Consider the following 20,465-nt stretch of genomic DNA (forward strand, 5'->3'; position numbering starts at 1 on the left):
AAGGCCGTACGTGATGCTGGAATGGTTCCTTGCGTAATCTACGGAGGAGAACAACCAGTACACTTTCAAGCAGAAAGCAAAGCTTTCAAAAGTTTAGTTTACACTCCAGATGCGCACACAGTTGCGATTGATTTAGGAGGTAAAGTATATAATGCTATTTTACAAGATATCCAATTCCACCCGGTATCTGATGCTATTCTACACATCGATTTCTACGAATTAAATGCCGATAAAGAAATCGTTATGGAAGTTCCTGTTAAAATCACGGGTACTTCACCTGGTGTACTTTTGGGTGGTGTATTAAACCTAAACTTACGTCGTTTAAAAGTAAAAGCATTACCAAAAAATCTTCCTGATTATGTTTATGCAGATATTTCTGAATTGCAAATGGGGAACAAGTTGTATGTTACTAAATTAGGTAGCGACAATTACAAATTAATGCACCCAGACAATACGGTTGTATGTCAAGTGAAGATTTCACGTGCTGCTATGAAAGCCGCTCAAGAAGCAGCAAAAGCAGAAAAGGCAGCAGCAAAAGGAAAGAAAAAATAATCTTTTCAAAATATACAATGAAAGCATCGGACATCTCCGATGCTTTTTTTTTGAACCTACGAAAAATTTTAAAGTATTTTTGCAACTATGAATTGGTTGAAGAATTTTTTCCGAACACCTTCAAAACTAGAAAATACAGATCCTATGAAAAAGTTTCTGATTGTTGGCCTTGGCAATATCGGGGCAGAATATAGCAATACCCGGCATAACATTGGATTTAAAATTGTCGATTTTTTTGCCAAAAAAGAAGGTATTCCCTTTCAAACTGCAAAGTTAGGCGATCTGGCAGTTTGTAAAATTAAAGGGCGTAGCGTTTTTCTGCTCAAACCAAACACCTACATGAACTTAAGTGGCAAAGCCGTAAAGTATTGGCTGGAAAAAGAAAATATTCCAAAAGAAAATCTATTGATTATTACTGATGATTTAAACCTGTCTTTTGGCACGCTTCGAATCAAAGCAAAAGGGAGTGACGGTGGGCATAATGGTTTGAAAAATATTCAATTATTACTCAACACTACCGAATATGCTCGTTTTCGATTTGGAATTAGTGACCAATTCAAAAAAGGGCAGCAAGTAGACTATGTTTTGGGAGAATGGGATGAGGAAGAAAAAACTAAATTACCCGAACGCTATGAAATTAGTGCTGCGGTTATACATTCATTTATCCTTGCCGGATTACCTAACACTATGAACGATTTTAACGGCAAATAAGAATTATAAATTGGCTCCAATAAAAAAAGCTCCCAAATTTGGGAGCTTTTTAGGTTATAGCGTGAAAAATTATTTAATCACAATTTTTCTTACTTCTTTTTTAGAACCGTCTTTTACAGTCACCAAATATACTCCGGCTTCAACCGTACCTAAATTTAACGTTTCGTCAAACATTCCATTATTCGTATACGCTCTATTGTATACTTCTCTTCCGCGGATATCATGAACTAAAACATTAATATCGTTTGATGCAGGGTTAAATTTAACGTTGAAAACACCATTATTTGGATTAGGATAAACCATAAAACCATCCAAGGTATAGGTTTCATTATTTAATTGTACAACAGACGTACAAACTTCAATTGCCCAATTGTTTATTGTTCCTGTGTCGTCATTATAGAAATCCGCTGCCGCTAAAGTCCATGTACCGTTTGCAGGTAAATTATTGAACGCTGATAACGGACTAGAAGGTGCAAAAGTACCTGTCATATTAGCCACACAAGAAAATGCTGGTGAACCATCACTAACCGTGATATTAAAATTATCGTTTCCTGCACAAGCTCTGTTCCATACATTTACAAATGTAGTGGTGTTAGGATGCGCCAATTGTAAAACTAAATCTTGAGGATAGGTATGGGTTACATTCATCGTTACATTAACATCGGAAATATTTCCTGTTGCTGGAACTGAAATAGTACTTGTAACCGCAGCACCTTGGGTATTAGCACCCAAGCCATCTGGAATAACTACAGGAGTAGTATTTGTATAGGTATTACATGTTGTAGTAACCGTATATCCAACCGAAAAATTATTGCTGTTCACATTAAAGAAAATATTATTACTTGCTTTAACCATCAAACGACAATTTACCGCTGGTGTTAATGGCATCACTACATCAACCGAACCATCGTTAGGCGTTGCAGCAAGCAATGTACTCCAGGTAACTCCATTATCTGTAGTTAGTAAAATATCTACATTAGCGCCTCCCGTAATCGTATTTGTACTGTTAACAGCCCAAGTAACGGTTTGTGTAGACCCTAAATTATAAGAGATCCCAGATGTATTTTGAGAAGTTACGGTTAATGGTCCTTTCGTTGCATCAACAGTAATTGTTGCATTAGCAGTACCTGTTTGTCCTACTTCAGAATTTGCAACATAAGGAGCATTATCACGAACGGTTAAACGGAAATTTAATGCGCGTGAAACTGAACTTAAAGCTTCAACATTAATTCCAGCATTTCCAGCAGTAGTCTGTCCTCCTGCAAAAACAGTAGCCATAGTTGGACAATAACGAATTGGAGAAGTGGATGGCGTATAGGAAATCCAGTTTGGACCTCCTGCTTTAGCTACTGCAGCTACACTATTTGCAGCTGTAAATGTACCCGCTGTGTCAACATTTACTTGTTCCCAACTATACGTTAACGTGTCTCCATCTGCATCATTACCTGTACCTATCAACATAAAAGGTGTACTTCTAGGAATCGTAAAATTTCCACCCGCTGTAGCAGTAGGCGTAGCATTCACTCCAGCTAACGGAGTAGAAACAGGACATGTTTTCGTGTTCAAATTATTTTGAATTTGTGAAATCGATAACACGTGATACGAATCAATCGAATTATTAGCCGCGTTGAATCCAGTAATCCCAGCATAACCCATAATAGTTAATCCTGAACCTACCTCAACATTATAACCTGAACCTTCATTGGCGTGCGTAAACGTGTGGTTTGCACCTAATTGGTGACCTACTTCGTGAACCACATAATCGATATCAAATGTATCTCCTTCTGGAACACCGTCACTTGGAGAGGTATATGCACTTCCTTTATTTTTATCGGTTGTACTTGCCGTATCATTGGTACAAACACATCCGATACATCCTGCATTACCACCACCACCAGAAGCACCAAATAAGTGACCAATATCATAAGCAGCATTATTAGCCGCTAATGCAGTTCCAGCACCTGTTAATCGCGTACTTAAAGTATTTTGAAGCTCTGTATTCCATGCACCAGCAGATCCAGCTGCCGCTGCAGAATAAGGATCGGTAGCCGCATTGTAGAAAATTACATTTGTTGATTCAGCCACAATGTTTAAGTGTAACCCTAAATCTTTTTCATAACATCCATTAGCACGGGTCATTGTTTCATTAAATGCAGCCAAAACTAAGTTTACTTGTGCTGCACTTGTCGCACCAAAATAATTAGAATATTCTGCTGTACACGATTGAGCTAAACGCATTGTTTTCAACACGCCATTACTTGCCATTGCAGCATTTCCTGAATTACGGTTGGAAGGAGAAGTCATTCCTCCAAACTCATCATTCACATCACATTTCCAAGATGGAGCGGGACCATTATTATTTTTACTATACACTACATAGATTAAGCCATCCGCAGAAAAAGGCTCCATAAATTCACTAGAAGCACCTGCTCTAAAGACTACAGTCTTAATACCACGTGAACTAATGCTTAATTTCATATAAGATGATGGATCTGTCTTACTCTTACCAGAAAATGCACGAATTTCTGGAAATTGCGCTTGCAAGTCTGCTTCAAAATTAGACGCTTCATTAACAACAAATTCTTCCAATTTACCTTGTGCATTAGGTAACGTGATCACACAAGTAGCGCCTGGCTGATCTACTACAGAAAACAATTGTGTTTTAATTTGGTTGAAGTTTAAAGTATACAAATCATACTGTGTAGGAAATGTACTTCTAAACGTTCCTTTGGCTCTTTCAATATCTGCACGCTTTTCAGTCAAAGCCCAATATCTATTGGATTGTGCATTTGCGGTGGCCAAACTCAAGAAAATTACAGAAAATAGTAAACTTTTTTTCATTTTAGTTAGATTGGTTATAATAGCTAACAAATATAGGTATTTTTTTGAAGAATCAGCAATAAACGAGTGTAATCATACCAAATTTTGTTTTAAAACATAAAAATGCCCTACCTTTGCAGCCACATATTTTGCATTGAAAACCTATTTCAACATATCGGAATTCTCGAGTATTAAAGGAACTGTTGTTACGTTAGGCACCTTTGACGGTGTTCATTTAGGGCATCAGAAAATACTTTCTAAAGTTACCGAAGCTTCAAAATCACTAGACCTAGAAAGCTTGGTACTCACGTTTCATCCACATCCAAGAACGGTGCTACAAGACGGAACAGACCTCAAACTTCTGAATACTATTGAAGAAAAAATTGAATTATTAGAAAGTTGTGCTATTGAGCACTTAATTATTCATCCGTTTGACAAAGCGTTTTCTCGTCTAACTGCCGAAGAATTTGTAAGCAACGTCTTAGTGAAGCAATTCAATATAAAAAAAATCATCATTGGTTATGATCACCGGTTTGGACGAAACCGCACCGCTACTATTGTCGATTTAATTGAATTTGGAGAAAAGTTTGGATTTGATGTTGAACAAATTTCTGCAGAAGAAATCAATGAAATTACAATCAGTTCAACCAAAATTAGAAATGCGCTTCAAAATGGAGCGATACAAATTGCCAATCAGTATTTAGGGTATCCCTATTGCATAACCGGAACGGTAAAAAAAGGGCAACAATTGGGGCGAACTATAGGCTTTCCAACAGCCAACATAAACCCTACATCTCTTGATAAATTAATTCCTTGCAACGGGGTCTATATTGCACAAGCTACGCTACAAAATAAAACCTACGAAGGTGTTATGAATATTGGTATGCGTCCAACAGTAGATGGACAATCGCAACATGTTGAAATTCATTTATTTGATTTTAACGCCTCCATTTACGATGAAAAAATTACTATTGAATTATTGGAATACATTCGCCCAGAACAAAAATTTGAACATCTAGACGCACTTAAATCCCAGATAACCGCAGATAAAGAAACGGCTATTCGTTACTTTCAATAGCTGGGGAAGCAGTATTGCAAAACCAACGGAAATCGTTACCTTTGAAACACTTAAAAATCGTTCACACCATGAGTGAAATTAGACATAATTGGACTAAAGAAGAAATTATTGCGCTTTACAACAAACCTTTAATGGACTTATTGTATGAAGCCGCATCAGTTCACCGTATACACCACGATCCTAATGTAGTTCAGGTGTCAACTTTATTGTCAATCAAAACGGGGGGATGCCCTGAAGATTGTGGTTACTGCCCTCAAGCAGCACGTTACCACACCGATATTGAAGGAAATGACTTGATGTCGGTTAATCAAGTAAAAGCACAAGCATTACGCGCCAAATCATCTGGATCATCGCGCGTTTGCATGGGAGCTGCGTGGCGCAATGTTAAGGATGGTCCCGAGTTTGATCAAGTTTTAGAGATGGTTCGTACCATTAATAAATTAGACATGGAAGTATGTTGTACGTTGGGAATGTTAACCGAAAACCAAGCGCAACGACTAGCTGAAGCAGGATTGTATGCTTACAACCACAATCTAGACACCTCTGAAGAGTATTATAAAGAAGTGATTTCAACCCGTGGATTTGAAGACCGTATTCAAACTATTGAAAATGTTCGAAAAACCAATGTTACGGTTTGTAGCGGAGGTATAATTGGAATGGGAGAAAGCGTTGAAGATCGAGCAGGAATGCTAGTTGCTTTAGCCACATTAAATCCTCAACCGGAATCGGTGCCCATTAATGCATTGGTCGCTGTAGAAGGAACCCCTATGGAAAATGAAAAGCCGGTTGAAATTTGGGAAATGATTCGCATGGTAGCGACTACTCGTATTGTGATGCCCGAAACCCAAGTGCGCTTGTCTGCAGGACGAACTGAAATGTCTCGTGAAGGTCAAGCCATGTGTTTCTTTGCTGGCGCAAACTCCATTTTTGCAGGCGACAAATTATTGACTACCCCAAATCCCGATGTTAATGAAGACATGAAAATGTTTGAAATACTCGGATTGCAGCCGCAAAAACCATTTATCAAGGTAATGCAACCCAAAACCGTAGAAGCAGAAGATTCTCAATTCCAACCTCTAGGAGAAAAACCAAAATGGTCACGTCCTGGTCACGCGATTGAACGCAATGTAAAGGCTTCAATTAAAGGAAAATAAACTAAATAAAGTACTTAAAAAGTCCCTAATAATCGGGACTTTTTTAATGATATAATAACTTATAAAAGTACTTTTCGGGTAACAATAATCCCTGAAGCTAATTTAACTTTAACAAATACGGTTTGGCTATTTATTGCTAAAGGGGGAGTCGATAAAACAAGTGAAGTATTATTACCTTGAATAGTACAAATTGTTCGGCCTAACACATCCAAAACTTGTATTTCTGTAATTTCTTCTTGTGCTGACTGCACCATAATTACTTGGTTATTCACCGATGCAATAACGCTTTCTGTTAAAATATAGCCAGCATTCAAAAGACTACCACCTGGAAGTGCAAAGTGTAACACAAAGCGATCATTGTAGGTTCCTTTATTTAAGACTACAGAAAAAGGACTCGCTTTTAAATCATGGAAATTACCTGTGGCTTTATCTTCTAAATAAATCGGTTGGGCTCCAGAAAACAATCCATCGGTTTTATAAATCGCGAAATCAAAAGTGCCGTTTACATTGCAATTAACACCCAGTGGAATGCTATCATTACCAGTAAAAGGAAGTCCTTTTCCTTGGATTGTAAAGGGTTCGTCTTGTAATAATGAATATATACTTAAATCGCCTGTTAATTTAAAAATACAATCGTATAATGAATCACGGCCATCGGTAGCGTTTGAAGCATATCCGACTAAAGTACGGTCTTTTGATCCTGTTGTGGTGTTAACAAAATCCAACCATATTCGATGTTTTTGATTTGTTAACCAATTGGAACGAAAGAAATCGGTATTATCATAGGGCATAAAGGATGCGTCTGCTCGAAGACTATTCGCAAAAGTTACGGTGTTGGGTGTAGTGGCAGTATGCAACATATTTACCATAAACCCTTGCCCTGAGGCAATCTTGCCTGCAAATGTATCGGGCTCTGTTGAACCCAACCCATTGTACTTAATATAATCTGAAGTTGGATTATAATTATAAAGATAGTTGTTGTAAAACGGACTTGTAGAAAACGTAGGGTCTAATCCATGCTTCCAAATCCAAAGTGAACCTTCGATTACCGATTGATTTAACACTAAAAACGATTCTGCATCAATTGCAGAAGGATACGGATTACCAATTAAATTCCAATTGTCATCGTAGCGCGTAGTTAACGCATTATCTGGGTTGGTTAAATCGGCATCATAATCGACCCCATCATAATTGCCTCGACTAATTGAGGCATTTAATTGACCATTATTTGGCTTTCCGGTAAAAGTTGCCGATAAAGCAACAGGCACTGAGGCATTGTTGGAGGCCCTAGCTATGTAACCATTGCCCGAAGTCATCATTCCGGTAGCGGTAATCCAGTTGCCTAGTGTCCCATTAGTATTGGCATACGTTGGATTCCAAAAATAATGATAATCGGTTGGCAAATTGGTAACCAAATAATTCTGGGTGGGTGCACTCCAATAAATATAATCGAAATGCTTGGCCTGTGCAGTTCGTGTTAATCGAAATTTCATTCCGGTATAATCTCCATCATTCGTATCAGTATCATCCACTTGCACCAATTGACCCGAATTATTGACAATAATGTCTCCGTTGTTTGTCAATTTTTTAAAGGCAAAAACATGATCTCCAGTGCCAATAGTCAAAATTTTATTGATTTTTAATTCTAAATTTCCTGATGCGTATAAATTATTGGATACCGCAGTATTAAAATCATTATCTAAAACTATAGAATAAAATTGCTCAAAATTTGAATGGAGATTTGCATTGATTACTTGTGCTGCACTACCCACAAAATGCACGGTCCCATTTCCTTCTTCAAATGCAGCATTGGAAACACTATTAGTCCAATTGCCATACAAATACAGTTGACCATCTATTGTAGACGAATTAGCATCATCCATATCCACAACTCCAGAATTACTAATCGCTAAATTTCCATATACTTTTAAGGTATTCAAGGCATTCCCTTGTAGTTGAACTTTACGACCAGAAACTGTCAAATTGTTGCATTTTGCCAAATCAGAATAGGTGTCTGAATTGGGCGCGGTATAATCCACAACAGCATCATTTATCGCTGTATTATCTACAACCACATCGGTGAGTTCATCGGGAATAGAAAGCAAACTCCAATTATTACAGTCAAACCAATTCGTTCCAGCCGAACCCGTCCACTTATTAAAAGAATCGGATATAGCAATAGAAAATGGGGAGATTGCAGGACAAGTTCCTAAACCTATCGACCAATTCGTCGTATAATTTAAAATAGAATTAATCAAATACGGTTTGCTCCCTATGGTATAAACAGAAGAACTTGTATTATAACTAACCTCGTAAGCTCCTGTAACCGTGTTGGCTTGCATAGAGGCACAAATAAGCTGTGGATGTTTACGGGATTTTCTAAAGTTAATCCCACTAATTGCAGTTAAGTCATCTGATAAATTATACCACAAACCACCATCTTGAACCCCAGAAAGTATGGTTCCAACAAATGTTGATCCCGTTATATTATAGGAAAAATAGCCTTGTAATAAAAACATTGAATCCGGAGAACTACTAGACACATTGACACTCCCATGACTAGGGAGTAAAGCCCCATCTGCAGTTTTACCAACTATAGAAAAATTGGCATAACTTGAACCTAAATTATCAACGGCCGTAATTGTTGATCCGGTTCCAACGCTAGCGGTTGTAATACAAAAAATCGAACCTGCAGGAATTGGAATTGATCCATTATAAGTAAATTCCAAATACGGCACATTCCCGTCGGGAGTAGCAATACAACTATACCATTTGTCTGTTCTTACATTTGCAGCAGGCATTCCTCCCGTTTCATACGTTGCATTAGCCCATAAAAAACGAGTGCCAGGATTAATTTCAACCACACTCAGTAAACGGATAGCATCATCGGCTCCAGTCACCGTATTATCGTAGGCAATTAATAGCAAATCGCCTGTTTTTAAAACTGTAGGCACTATATTTTGTGGTGTACATGCAACTTCGACACCCGAACTCCATTGAGAACCTATTCGAACAAAAATTTCAAAATAATACGTCACACCATTGGTCAATCCAGTGATATTTATAGTATTTCCACTCGAATTATACAGCACTTGATTAAAAGCTGAAAAAACGGGATTTGCGGTGTAGGCACTCCCATCACCAGAAGGAGTAAAAGAAATTCCCGAAGAATTGGTTACTACAAGAAGTACTTGATCAAAACATACAGTATTAGGATTTGCCCATTGAATTAATCCAGAACCGTTACCTGCAGTGCTCGATGCATTAGATACATTGTTTAATCCTATAAGCTGCGTTAATGTTTTTGAAGTAGTAGAATAGACGGAATGGCTAGGACCATTAGAACGATACGTATATAGATCAAAAACATAGGTAATTCCTGGCGTCAAACCCGTGATAGTGGCACTAGTCCCCGTGCCGATATAGACAACCCTAGACAAAGGAGCCAAGCTTCCGTAAGTTGGCGCTAAAGAAAAATCGGTATTGAATGTTTGAGAAGTTGCCACAATAGTTCCAACTGGTTCTGGAGCTAAGCCCCCTGCCCTTGCCACGATAATATAGCCATCAAAAGGGCCACTAGCTGGGGCTGACCAAACTAGTTCTTGGGAAGAATTGGATGTACACCCTTTTGTTAAAGTTGATGGAGGTAAAGGTGCTTGTGGTGCAATAGTTTGTGAGCCACCATTGGTTGTTGTTCCGGTTTTGGCGCCTATTGAAAAAATTAAATTAGCCGTAGTAATTGCATTTAACAACAGCGTGTTTCCAACTACAGCTGTAGCTGAAATATCTGCCGTTATAAAAATATACCCTGTTGTTCCACCAACTATCGACTGTGCTGTAAAAGCAGGAAACGTTTTAACTCCTGCAGTTCCTGGACTCGTTAATGTACTTAATGTAATGTCTGCGACATCCAATAGATTATCAATTGAATAGCGCACTTTTAAATTCAATACATCCGCTGAGAGATAGGTGCCCGCTGTTACTACATTGGCAATTCCTTGCAAACTAGTGGTAACTGTCGAACTAATTTGAAACTTAAATAATACATGATCCAAAGTGGCTTGAGGAACAAATGCTGGAGTTACTTGTGTACCTAAATCGGCTATCGTATTAATTGCATTAACCACAGAAAGTACGGCAGCATTTGAGTTGACCGCCGAACAGGGAGCAGTACCTCCTAGCACACAACGAAATTGATAGCCATTCATGGCAAAAGTTGCATTTGTAACATTCATTGTCGCTGTAGTGACCGTACTATAGGGCGCCGTATTGGTTAAATTTACCCAATTCACCCCATTATCGGTGGAAACTTGCCATTGATAAGACGTAGCGTTGGTTGCCCCAACTGAAAAAGTAGTGTTTTGCGCTGCTGCTATCGATTGATTTACGGGTTGCGATGTAATCGAAACCGGAGGATTTACGACTACTGCATAAGGCCCAACAGCCGATGCAGACCAACACCCTGTACCCGAAGTAGGATCATAGGCACGTACAAAATAATTTCCAGAGGAAGTAACCAGTAGCGGTGAAGCCGCATTATTTGCTGTTGATGTTCCTGTTGCTGTGGATTGCCAATAATGTACTACCGGCGAAGTCGCCGTTCCGGAAAAAGTCAATGATGTTGATGAACAGGCAGGTGTTGTTCCTGAAATTGAACCCGAAGGTGTAGCAGGGGGCAAACATGAGGCTGAAGCAACGCCATCAATGATTACATTATCAATACTAAAAGTACCTCCACCGGCCTCAGCATTCCAACCATAAAAACGAAAGGTAATTGGGCCAGTTATTACGTTATAAGCGGTGCCTAACGTGATTAAATTACCTGAATTTGCTCCTGTTGAAGCATCTACAACTTGAAAAACATTGGTGCCAACCACAGATAAATTGGCGTTTGCGGGTGAAATACTTGCAGGTAAATTGGTGGTATAATCCAGTGATGAGCGAACCGCATACTGCCGTATTCCCGTCCCTGAACGTTGCGAGGTAAATGCAATTGAATTAATATCTATTTGATAACCCGCTTGAGGAGTAATAGTTACTTGATAATATTTTGCGGTGTTAATTGCGCCAGAGAAAACATCAGAACCATTAATAGCTCCGGTATCCCATGCGATATATGAAAAACGAGCGGCTGCATTAGGATTAGCTGATACTCCAACCGATGAAAATGAACCAAAAGTGACACCCGTTGCTGTTGGAACTGCAGTTGGATCAGTTGTTCCGGAAGTTGTAGTAACGTTGGTAAATGGGTAGGTAACATTAAATGCTTGACCCCATAGTTGACTTGATACAAAAATGGATATTATGAAAATTAACTTTCTTAATTTCATGCGATTTTTTCATTTTTTTTCAGCTTTTAAAAATACATCCAAATAACAGAAATTCAATAGCTTTGTAATACTAAATTATTAACAAATCATCACTTAAAACATTGCATGCTGCACTCAAATTCATCACTTTCTTTTAAAGAAATTGTGTCCAAAATGGAATACTATTGTTCCTATCAGGAACGCTGTCATGCCGATGTAGCACAAAAACTTAGGGAATTTTCCCTTTCCAATGATGAAAAGGAGGAATTAATCGTTTCCTTATTGCAAAATAACTACTTGAATGAGGAACGGTTTGCACTATTGTTTTCGGTTAGTAAATTTCACCAAAAAAAGTGGGGTAAATTGCGTATTAAAAATGAATTGAAAGCACGTCAAATTTCTGATTTTCTAATTCAAAAAGCGCTGAAAGAAATTAACTCCGATGAATATGACGCTACTTTTGATCTTTTGGCCGAACATCAATGGGAACAGATTCGGGAACCCAATCCATTAAAAAAGAAAAAGAAATTTTGTGATTATCTATTGCGTAAAGGGTGGGAAACCGATCGAATACTTGAAAAAGTAACCGAATTAGAACGATTATCACAATAAATTTTATAACGAAATCAGCAAGGTTACCGCATTACCACCAAAACCTACAGCATTCACCAATACATTTTTTATTGGTTTATTAAGGGTAAAGGATTCGCTAAAAGGTGTTCCGAAAAATGTTTGTTCCTGCAGCATCAAAACCGCCAATTCAATACTTAACAAACCGGAAGAGCCAAAAGTATGCCCAATTTTCCATTTGTTTGTGGTTAACAGCGGCATCGATTCACCAAATACTTTTTGAACTGCTTTATATTCGGATAAATCGCCTTTAATGGTTCCCGGAGCATGCATAACAATAGCATCCACTTCGGATAATGGCAAATCGCCTAAAGCCATTTTCATGGATTTTTGAAAACAAACCGCATCTTCCGAAATTGAAATTGTATGTTCCAAATTATCGGTAGCAAAACCAACTCCCGTTATGTAAGCAATTGCATTGGGGTTATCGCGCTCTAATGCTACTACACCCGCTCCTTCTCCCAAGACCATTGTATTGCGTATTTTATTTAAATCCATAGCTCTACAAGGAAATCCGTCGGTTTCTCGTGAATAAATTTTTATCGCATTCATTTGAGCCAACGTAAAAGCAGTCAAAGGGGCCTCACTCCCTCCAGCAATAAATTGATCTGCCATTCCCGATTCAAGCCAAGCAACGGCATTCAATACGGCATGAAGGGCAGTTGAACATGTAATCGAGTGCGAAATTTCGGGTCCTGCCGACTTTAAGTCATGGGCTACCCAACTGGACACATTCCCCAATGTGGTAGTTGGAGAGCTTAGTGTTGCGGTTGAACCTGTAGTTATAAATTCGTGATGGTACTGTTCTAATAAATGGGTTGCTCCACGCGAGGATCCAATATTGATTCCGATTGCATCCCCCGCCTGCCATCCTGCTTGCGCAACTACACGGCGACTGACATCCAAAGCCATAATTACGGTAGGATCTAAATTTTTGTATTTGGCATCGGAATGGCGCAATTGATCAAGCCGTTTTTGCTCTTCTTCAGGTAATGGAGCCACCCAATACTCCTTTTCGCCAAAACATTGCCTCTGCATAGTTAGAGCATGTGAAGTATAGGCTTTACGAATAATCTCCCTAGTTGAACCCAAAGGCGATACAGTAGCTATAGCGGTTATGGAGATACGGTGTTTCACATGAAGTTTTTGATATTGCAAAGTTAGTTTATTTCCAACGCGCGCTCAACAATAGCATACACTTTTTCCAACTGTTCGTCGGTAATAATATAGGGTGGTAAAATATATACAATATTTCCAACGGGACGCAATATCACCCCGTTTTTAATGAAAAAGTGATAGAGTCGGTTGCGGAAGTCACCATAATAACTTTCCTGCTCCTCCCGACAAATCTCCAGCGCAAAAATAACCCCTAAAACGCGCGTAGTTTGAACACGTGGATGGTTTTTTATCCTATCGGAAAAAGCCAAATGGCGTTGATGAATATGTTGAATGTTGGCTTGTATCGGTTCTGACTCCAATAATTTAAGACTCGCCAAAGCAGCTGCACAACCCGTTGGATTTGCAGTAAAGGTATGCCCATGAAACAAAGCTTTATTGACATCGGCATCTAAAAACCCATTGAATAGTTGCTGGGTAAATGTGGTAATCGCCATTGGAATAGTTCCCCCCGTTAACGCTTTTGAAAAACACATCATATCGGGTTGTTCCGTTAAATGATCACAAGCAAAGTTTTTTCCGGTCTTTCCAAAACCGGTCATCACTTCATCGGCTATAGTGAATACCCCATATGTACGGCATAACAAAATCATTTTGTCTAAAACTTCGGGAGAATACATCACCATCCCTGCGGCACCTTGACATAAGGGTTCGAAGATAAATGCAGCAAATTCACCGGTCTGTAACTGTTCTTCCAACACCTGTAAGACATGGAGTTCTTGACCTTCAACCGGAACCGGTATTCGGCATACATCAACTAGTGACCCCTGAAAGGCTTCCGTAAAAAAAGTTATCCCGCTCGATGCCATTGCACCAAAAGTATCGCCGTGAAAGGCATCGTTAAAAGCCAAAATACGGCGGCGAACTTCCTTTTTATTATAAAAAAACTGCAAAGCTGCTTTAAGCGCCACTTCGACTGCAGTCGATCCGTTATCAGAATAAAAAACTTTTTTTTGGTTAGAGGGTAATAAAGTCAGCAACTTCTCCGATAAAACTACCGCTGGTTCATTGGTAAACCCACCAAACAATACATGTTCGAGTGTAGTTAATTGCTTGTAAATCGCCTCCGCCATTACCGAATTGGAATGCCCATAAGGATTTACCCACCACGACGCAATGGCATCAATATATTCATTGCCTTCTTCGTCCCACAACAAAGCTCCCTGACCTTTTACAATGGCAGGCAGTAACCCAATCGTTTGGTGTTGTGTATACGGATGCCAATTGTATAACTGGTCTTTTTCAGATAAATTCATATATTTTAGAGAAAAGAATAAAGAGAATAGAGAAAAGACCTAAACGTATGAACTCTTTTTTCTAGCTTCTTATTTTTTTACTTATTATTCTAATTGCAATAACGTATCACGGAATTGCTCGGCGTAATCGCGCACTACATTGGCATCAAAATAGGGTTCATTATTAATTCGTCCTAAAAATGGAACGGCAGTTTTATGTAAAATTATTGATTCTGTTGAAGGATTTTCATCTCCAGAAAAAATAATTCCGGCAATATTTAAATGACGCGCTTGCAATGCTTCTACAGTTAATAAGGTATGGTTAATACTTCCCAAATAATGACGCGACACTACAATTACTTGATAATCTGCACGAATCAAGTCGATTACACAATCGGAGGTATTAATTGGTACAAATACGCCTCCAGCACCTTCAATTACCAAATGATTATCGGTTTGAGGTTCATGAATTTGTGCTAATTCAATTGAAACACCGTCTATTTGTGCTGCATAATGTGGACTCGCAGGGGTATGTAAAGCAAAGGCATTCGGGTGGAATTGGGTTTTGGTATTCGACACCCTGCGTTGTACTTTGTGTGTATCGCTATCTTCCAAATCACCGGCTTGAATTGGCTTCCAATAATCGGCTTCAAGGGCTTCTGTAACAATAGCAGCAGCAACCGTCTTTCCTACATCGGTACCTATTCCTGTAATAAATAATTTCATGGATACAATTTTTTGACAAATTTCGGGAAGTCGGCTGAATTTACCATCCTATTTTAACGAAAGCTTATTATTTAAAGAAATTCTTTGAGACTAGATAATTCGAAGGAATATTCCTATCGAAATAAAAGGCTTGTCAACTGCTCCAAAACTGCAGTTATTGCTTCCAAAGGGGTGTTGGCATGTAAGCAAAAACGAATGCGTTCTTGCCCTTCGGGAATCGTTGGCGAAAGTATGGGTTTAACCTCAAAACCTGTAGCTTGTAATGACTGTGCTAATTGGCGCACATTTTCATTTCCCGGAATAATTACGCAATGAATCGCCGATTTAGAATACACAAAAATAGGCTGGAGTCCGAGTCGCTTTATTTCTTGATTCATGTGTACAATACGCGATTGTAAAGCCGTCACTGTTTTTTTCTCTTGTTGCAAAAATTGATAACCCATATAAATGGTAGCCACCGAGTGAGGTGACAAACCGGTAGTATAAATAAAACTTCGGGCGTAATTAACTAAATACGACTGCAAGTCACGACTCCCCAAAACTGCAGCTCCATGACAACCTAATCCTTTACCAAAGGTCACAATTCGAGCAAAAATGCGTGAATGCAATTGCAAATACTGAGCAACGCCTTCTCCATAGTCGCCCATAACACCTAAGGCGTGGGCCTCATCGACAACTAAATAGGCTTGATTGCGCTCACATAACTTGACCATGGCCTCTAGAGGTGGAGTATCGCCATCCATAGAATAAACGGATTCTAGAACAACGTAAATCTCAAAGTAATTTTCTTTTTGACGTGCTAAATTCCATTTTTCCAAAAGCCGCTGTAAAGCACCGGGGTCATTATGATCGAACTTAAAGGACTTGGCCAAACTCAATTGCAAACCGTCGCGGATAGAAGCGTGGCAGTTTTCATCATACAAAATAACATCGCCTCGTTGGGGAACCGCACTAAAAAACCCAACATTAGCATCATAACCTGAGTTAAAAAGCAACGCGGATTCAGTTTGATGAAATGCTGCGATACATGCTTCGGTTTCAGTATAAAGCGGATAATTTCCTGAAATTAAGCGCGAACCCGTTGCCCCATTTTTTTTTAGGTTACGAGCGATCAATAAGTCGTGAACGGCATCAAAAAGAGAACTATTTTGTGCAAACCCAAGGTAATCATTCGAAGAAAAATCAACCTCTTGACCATAGGAAGGCAAATGGCGTAACGCTTGATTTTCTTGTCGGAAATGTAATTTTTGTTGTAATTTTTGCGGCAACTTCATAATTCAAATATACAGGTTTTATAGAGTAAGCCATTAAACAGTAATTGGGACATAAAAATAACACTTACAAATCTCCTATAAAAAAACCCGACACAGAATTGTATCGGGTTTTATATCGTATAATTGGACGGCATTAATCGGCCAAAACAATAACTTTATTATCTTTCATTTCAATCGTTCCGGAGTTGATGGCGATACTGTAGTTTTGGTCGTTAATTTTGGTAAAACGACTTTTTACAGATTCATCAAAATGAAAAGATGAAGCGGTAATTTTAACGGCACCGTCTTTTAAAATTGAAACTATTGGAGCGTGGTTATTTAAAAGTTGAAATGACCCTTCAACACCAGGAAGCGTTACTGCTGTAACTTCTCCTTTAAACAACGTAGCCTCGGGTGATACTATTTCTAAAATCATAACTTGAGTGATTAGTGATTAGTAATTAGTGAATAGTACAGTACTGTTAACTGCGACTGTGCACTGGTTACTCAATTATGCTTCTGCTAACATTTTTTGACCCGCTTCAATCACATCCTCGATAGTTCCCTTCAAGTTGAAAGCAGCTTCGGGTAAGTGATCCAACTCACCATCAATAATCATGTTAAATCCTTTGATAGTATCTTTGATATCAACCAACACCCCAGGAATACCTGTAAACTGTTCAGCAACGTGGAAAGGTTGCGACAAGAAACGTTGTACACGACGCGCGCGTGACACCGCTAATTTATCTTCTTCAGACAACTCTTCCATACCTAAGATGGCGATAATGTCTTGCAATTGTTTATATTTTTGTAGAATTTCTTTCACGCGTTGTGCACAGTTATAATGCTCATCTCCTAAAATTAACGGAGTTAAAATACGTGAAGTTGAATCTAGAGGGTCAACCGCAGGATAGATCCCTAACTCAGCAATTTTACGAGACAATACTGTGGTTGCATCCAAGTGAGCAAACGTCGTTGCTGGCGCTGGGTCTGTTAAGTCATCGGCAGGTACATAAACCGCTTGTACCGAAGTAATCGAACCTTTCTTAGTAGAAGTAATACGTTCTTGCATTACCCCCATCTCTGTTGCTAAAGTGGGCTGATAACCTACCGCAGAAGGCATACGTCCTAATAACGCAGACACCTCAGAACCCGCTTGAGTAAAACGGAAGATGTTATCTACGAAGAACAATACGTCTTTCCCTTGGTCAGAACCTGCTCCATCACGGAAATATTCAGCAATAGAAAGTCCAGACAACGCTACACGTGCGCGAGCTCCTGGTGGTTCGTTCATCTGACCGAATACGAAGGTTGCTTTTGAATCACGCATCCCAGCTTTATCTACTTTAGACAGATCCCATCCTCCATGTTCCATAGAGTGCATGAAATCGTCTCCATATTTAATAATTCCCGACTCCAACATCTCGCGCAACAAGTCGTTTCCTTCACGGGTACGCTCACCTACTCCTGCAAATACAGAAAGACCACCATGACCTTTTGCAATGTTGTTAATCAATTCTTGAATCAATACGGTTTTACCTACACCTGCACCACCGAACAATCCAATTTTACCTCCTTTTGCGTAAGGTTCAATCAAATCGATTACTTTAATTCCAGTAAACAATACTTCTGTAGCTGTTGAAAGCTCGTCAAACTTAGGAGCTGCTTTGTGAATTGGCATCCCGTTTGCGCCTTCTTTTGGTAAATCACCCAAACCATCGATAGCATCCCCTACTACATTGAAAAGACGTCCGTAGATATCTGAACCAATGGGCATTTGAATTGGAGCTCCTGTTGCTTGTACTGCAGTTCCTCTGCTCAATCCGTCGGTAGAATCCATCGAGATTGTACGTACCGAATCTTCTCCGATATGTGACTGAACTTCAAGGATTAACTTCGTACCGTCTTGTTTTACAATCTCTAATGAGTCGTAAATTCTTGGTAACTCATGCTCTTTAGTATTGAACACCACGTCAACAACCGGACCGATGATCTGTGAAACTTTTCCTACTGCGTTTGACATTACTTATGTATTTATAGAATAGCGAATTAAATTTGAAAAAAAGTCGGTTTTTTTTCGAGTGCAAAGATACATTTTCAAAATATAAAATCAATAGTAAAAAGTGATTTTTTTAAGCCTTTTTTGATTTTTTCAAATCATATTCCACAAACCACCAACAATACACTATAAAAACAAAAAAACCACCGTAAAAACGGTGGTTTAGTATAGCTTGGATTCACTAACTTATAAACTTGCAGGATATAAAATTCGGAAATCACCGAAGTTGTACCCTTTAAAGTTAGATCCATAGGTTGCATTGATTGACTTCAAAAATTCGTTAGTAATCAAACCATATCCTCTTGGGCTTGGATGAATACCATCTAAAGAGAAACCACCACCAGTAACATATATTGAGGTAACTTTAAATCCGTCCTTAGTGATTCCACCGTTGGCAACTTGATTTAAAATTGAATTCGCATCAACTAATGCCAATCCTTTAGCCGATGCAATTGAAGCAATTGAAGCATTAAAAGCAGTTGTTGCTGTTTTTACTTCGGCTGTTTCTGTTGCTGTTAGTGTTGTGTTGTCTTGCATTGGAAATGAAACACCTACGGTATTAAAAGGTGCAGGAGCACTCGCTGTTGTAGAACCAATCACAGCACGAGCAGACAATAAAATATAATCACGTGATGCTGCAGCATTGCTTGCATGGCGAGTTCTTCCGTATAAATTACCTACAAATGTTGCTGTAGTTGGACCTAAAACTGGTGTCAAAGCACTTGTTATAGGACCTGATAAATCAGCTAAAGATTCGTCAGCAATTAACAATGGATTAGCTTCAGTAGTCGATGCATTTCCATCATCAGCAACTAGGGTTTGGAATCTTGCGGGCTGACCTGTAGCTGCACAAATTTGATTAACTGCACCAAACAAGGTGTTTAACTGACCTGCGCTTGCTGCAGGCAATCCTGGAATCGGATTTGTAGGTACGGTAGTAAAGAAAGGTGCAGAAGTTACATCAGGAATATTTCCAACAACCCCTTTGGCCCCATTAGCCGTTAAGCCATTCACTAATGTATTAAATACATTACTAAACACATTAGGATCAGTGATATCATTTCCACCATATGAAGCCGGATTTAAATTACCCAGTTGGTTAACACCCGTACCTCCTGAAGTAGCATACGATAAAACATCATTATTTCCTATCCACAAAGAGAAAAAAGTTGGGTTTTGAGCAACGGCATCAGCCAATACATTTGCAGTTGAGTTACTAGCAAAACGAACATAGTAAGGATTTGCTTGACCGGATAAAACACCGGCAGCACTTCCATAACCATTGGCAACTAAGTGAAAACTTTTTGCACCTGGAATACCCATATTATTAAACGGTCCTGACAAAACATTCGTGATTTCTGTAGAAGGTGTACCCGGAACATTTACCGGACCTGTTCCATTAAAAAACAAACGCGTTCCTTGAATCTGATTACCACCTAATAACAATCCACCTACATTATCATTCATATAAGGGATTTTAAACTCGCCACCACCGACTAACGCAAACTTTTGCGCTAACAGATTCGGATAGGAACCTTTTTGTCCTTCAATAAACAAAGCGTTATCAGAAAAACCAGCAGTAAGCGAATTTCCTAAGGCCACATATTTTGTAAAATCTGCTGTTCCAGCGGTAAGTGGCTTACCGTCAACCGAGTTTGGATCGGCAACAACATCATCATCATTGTTACAGGCTGTGAATGCAAGAGCAACCAAGAATAGCCATTTATAATTCTTTATCATGAGAAAAGATGTTTGAGTTAGA

Annotated in this window: 14 protein-coding genes; 5 read left to right on the forward strand and 9 right to left on the reverse strand. The window is 39.0% G+C overall.

All coding sequences use genetic code 11. From position 1 onward, the window contains the following. On the forward strand, positions 1-552 hold a 552-nt coding region (locus Q0039_RS03005; protein ID WP_297508852.1), incomplete at its 5' end, for a 50S ribosomal protein L25/general stress protein Ctc. Between the two features lie 144 nt (positions 553-696). Continuing rightward, complete coding sequence (gene pth / locus Q0039_RS03010) at positions 697-1,263, forward strand: aminoacyl-tRNA hydrolase (RefSeq protein ID WP_297508855.1); 567 nt, start codon at positions 697-699, stop codon at positions 1,261-1,263. A 69-nt stretch (positions 1,264-1,332) separates the two neighbouring features. On the opposite strand, the gene Q0039_RS03015 is transcribed toward pth, so the two are convergent. Next, positions 1,333-4,104 (reverse strand): reprolysin-like metallopeptidase, encoded by a 2,772-nt coding sequence (locus tag Q0039_RS03015; protein WP_297508858.1) that lies wholly within the window; start codon positions 4,102-4,104, stop codon positions 1,333-1,335. Between the two features lie 133 nt (positions 4,105-4,237). Here Q0039_RS03015 and Q0039_RS03020 point away from each other — a divergent pair, with 133 nt between their 5' ends. Next, complete coding sequence (locus Q0039_RS03020) at positions 4,238-5,161, forward strand: bifunctional riboflavin kinase/FAD synthetase (RefSeq protein WP_297508860.1); 924 nt, start codon at positions 4,238-4,240, stop codon at positions 5,159-5,161. Between the two features lie 68 nt (positions 5,162-5,229). After that, positions 5,230-6,315 carry a biotin synthase BioB gene (gene bioB, locus Q0039_RS03025; RefSeq protein ID WP_297508864.1) on the forward strand — a complete coding sequence of 362 codons (1,086 nt, stop codon included), beginning with the start codon at positions 5,230-5,232 and terminating at the stop codon, positions 6,313-6,315. Between the two features lie 59 nt (positions 6,316-6,374). On the opposite strand, the gene Q0039_RS03030 is transcribed toward bioB, so the two are convergent. After that, positions 6,375-11,645, reverse strand: coding sequence for a hypothetical protein (locus Q0039_RS03030; protein WP_297508867.1), 5,271 nt, complete (start codon positions 11,643-11,645; stop codon positions 6,375-6,377). Positions 11,646-11,750: 105 nt separating this feature from the next. Between Q0039_RS03030 and Q0039_RS03035 the strand changes: the two genes are divergently transcribed. Continuing rightward, entirely contained in the window at positions 11,751-12,236 is a 486-nt protein-coding gene (locus Q0039_RS03035; RefSeq protein ID WP_297508869.1) for a regulatory protein RecX, read from the forward strand. Positions 12,237-12,239: 3 nt separating this feature from the next. On the opposite strand, the gene Q0039_RS03040 is transcribed toward Q0039_RS03035, so the two are convergent. The 7 genes from Q0039_RS03040 to Q0039_RS03070 all read right to left on the reverse strand — a co-directional run bounded on the left by Q0039_RS03040 (position 12,240) and on the right by Q0039_RS03070 (position 20,443). Then, on the reverse strand, positions 12,240-13,412 hold the full coding sequence (locus Q0039_RS03040; RefSeq protein ID WP_297508872.1) for a beta-ketoacyl synthase N-terminal-like domain-containing protein: 1,173 nt from the start codon (positions 13,410-13,412) through the stop codon (positions 12,240-12,242). A gap of 2 nt (positions 13,413-13,414) precedes the next feature. Next, positions 13,415-14,686: an adenosylmethionine--8-amino-7-oxononanoate transaminase gene (gene bioA, locus Q0039_RS03045; RefSeq protein ID WP_297508874.1), complete on the reverse strand. Its 1,272-nt coding sequence runs from the start codon at positions 14,684-14,686 to the stop codon at positions 13,415-13,417. Positions 14,687-14,770: 84 nt separating this feature from the next. Continuing rightward, the gene (gene bioD, locus Q0039_RS03050; protein WP_297508878.1) at positions 14,771-15,391 is read right to left on the reverse strand and encodes a dethiobiotin synthase; all 621 of its coding nucleotides are present in this window, start codon (positions 15,389-15,391) and stop codon (positions 14,771-14,773) included. A 113-nt stretch (positions 15,392-15,504) separates the two neighbouring features. After that, a complete protein-coding gene (locus Q0039_RS03055) occupies positions 15,505-16,665 on the reverse strand; it encodes an 8-amino-7-oxononanoate synthase (RefSeq protein WP_297508881.1) in 1,161 nt (386 codons plus the stop codon). Positions 16,666-16,798: 133 nt separating this feature from the next. Then, positions 16,799-17,080 (reverse strand): F0F1 ATP synthase subunit epsilon, encoded by a 282-nt coding sequence (locus tag Q0039_RS03060; RefSeq protein ID WP_297508884.1) that lies wholly within the window; start codon positions 17,078-17,080, stop codon positions 16,799-16,801. A gap of 75 nt (positions 17,081-17,155) precedes the next feature. Further along, positions 17,156-18,667 carry a F0F1 ATP synthase subunit beta gene (gene atpD, locus Q0039_RS03065; RefSeq protein ID WP_297508888.1) on the reverse strand — a complete coding sequence of 504 codons (1,512 nt, stop codon included), beginning with the start codon at positions 18,665-18,667 and terminating at the stop codon, positions 17,156-17,158. 222 nt (positions 18,668-18,889) lie between these two features. Beyond that, positions 18,890-20,443, reverse strand: a complete 1,554-nt coding sequence (locus Q0039_RS03070; protein ID WP_297508891.1) for a G-D-S-L family lipolytic protein — start codon at positions 20,441-20,443, stop codon at positions 18,890-18,892. Between the last annotated feature and the right edge of the window lie 22 nt (positions 20,444-20,465).

This window comes from Flavobacterium sp. (assembly GCF_027484945.1).
Classification (GTDB): Bacteria; Bacteroidota; Bacteroidia; order Flavobacteriales; family Flavobacteriaceae; genus Flavobacterium.

Bases quoted from the DNA above. Each gene is read 5' to 3' on its own strand.
- Q0039_RS03030 (WP_297508867.1), bottom strand. From the start codon at position 11,645: ATGAAATTAAGAAAGTTAATTTTCATAATATCCATTTTTGTATCAAGT.
- Q0039_RS03035 (WP_297508869.1), top strand. From the start codon at position 11,751: ATGCTGCACTCAAATTCATCACTTTCTTTTAAAGAAATTGTGTCCAAA.
- Q0039_RS03060 (WP_297508884.1), bottom strand. From the start codon at position 17,080: ATGATTTTAGAAATAGTATCACCCGAGGCTACGTTGTTTAAAGGAGAA.
- bioB (WP_297508864.1), top strand. From the start codon at position 5,230: ATGAGTGAAATTAGACATAATTGGACTAAAGAAGAAATTATTGCGCTT.
- Q0039_RS03015 (WP_297508858.1), bottom strand. From the start codon at position 4,104: ATGAAAAAAAGTTTACTATTTTCTGTAATTTTCTTGAGTTTGGCCACC.
- Q0039_RS03055 (WP_297508881.1), bottom strand. From the start codon at position 16,665: ATGAAGTTGCCGCAAAAATTACAACAAAAATTACATTTCCGACAAGAA.
- atpD (WP_297508888.1), bottom strand. From the start codon at position 18,667: ATGTCAAACGCAGTAGGAAAAGTTTCACAGATCATCGGTCCGGTTGTT.
- bioD (WP_297508878.1), bottom strand. From the start codon at position 15,391: ATGAAATTATTTATTACAGGAATAGGTACCGATGTAGGAAAGACGGTT.
- Q0039_RS03070 (WP_297508891.1), bottom strand. From the start codon at position 20,443: ATGATAAAGAATTATAAATGGCTATTCTTGGTTGCTCTTGCATTCACA.
- bioA (WP_297508874.1), bottom strand. From the start codon at position 14,686: ATGAATTTATCTGAAAAAGACCAGTTATACAATTGGCATCCGTATACA.
- pth (WP_297508855.1), top strand. From the start codon at position 697: ATGAAAAAGTTTCTGATTGTTGGCCTTGGCAATATCGGGGCAGAATAT.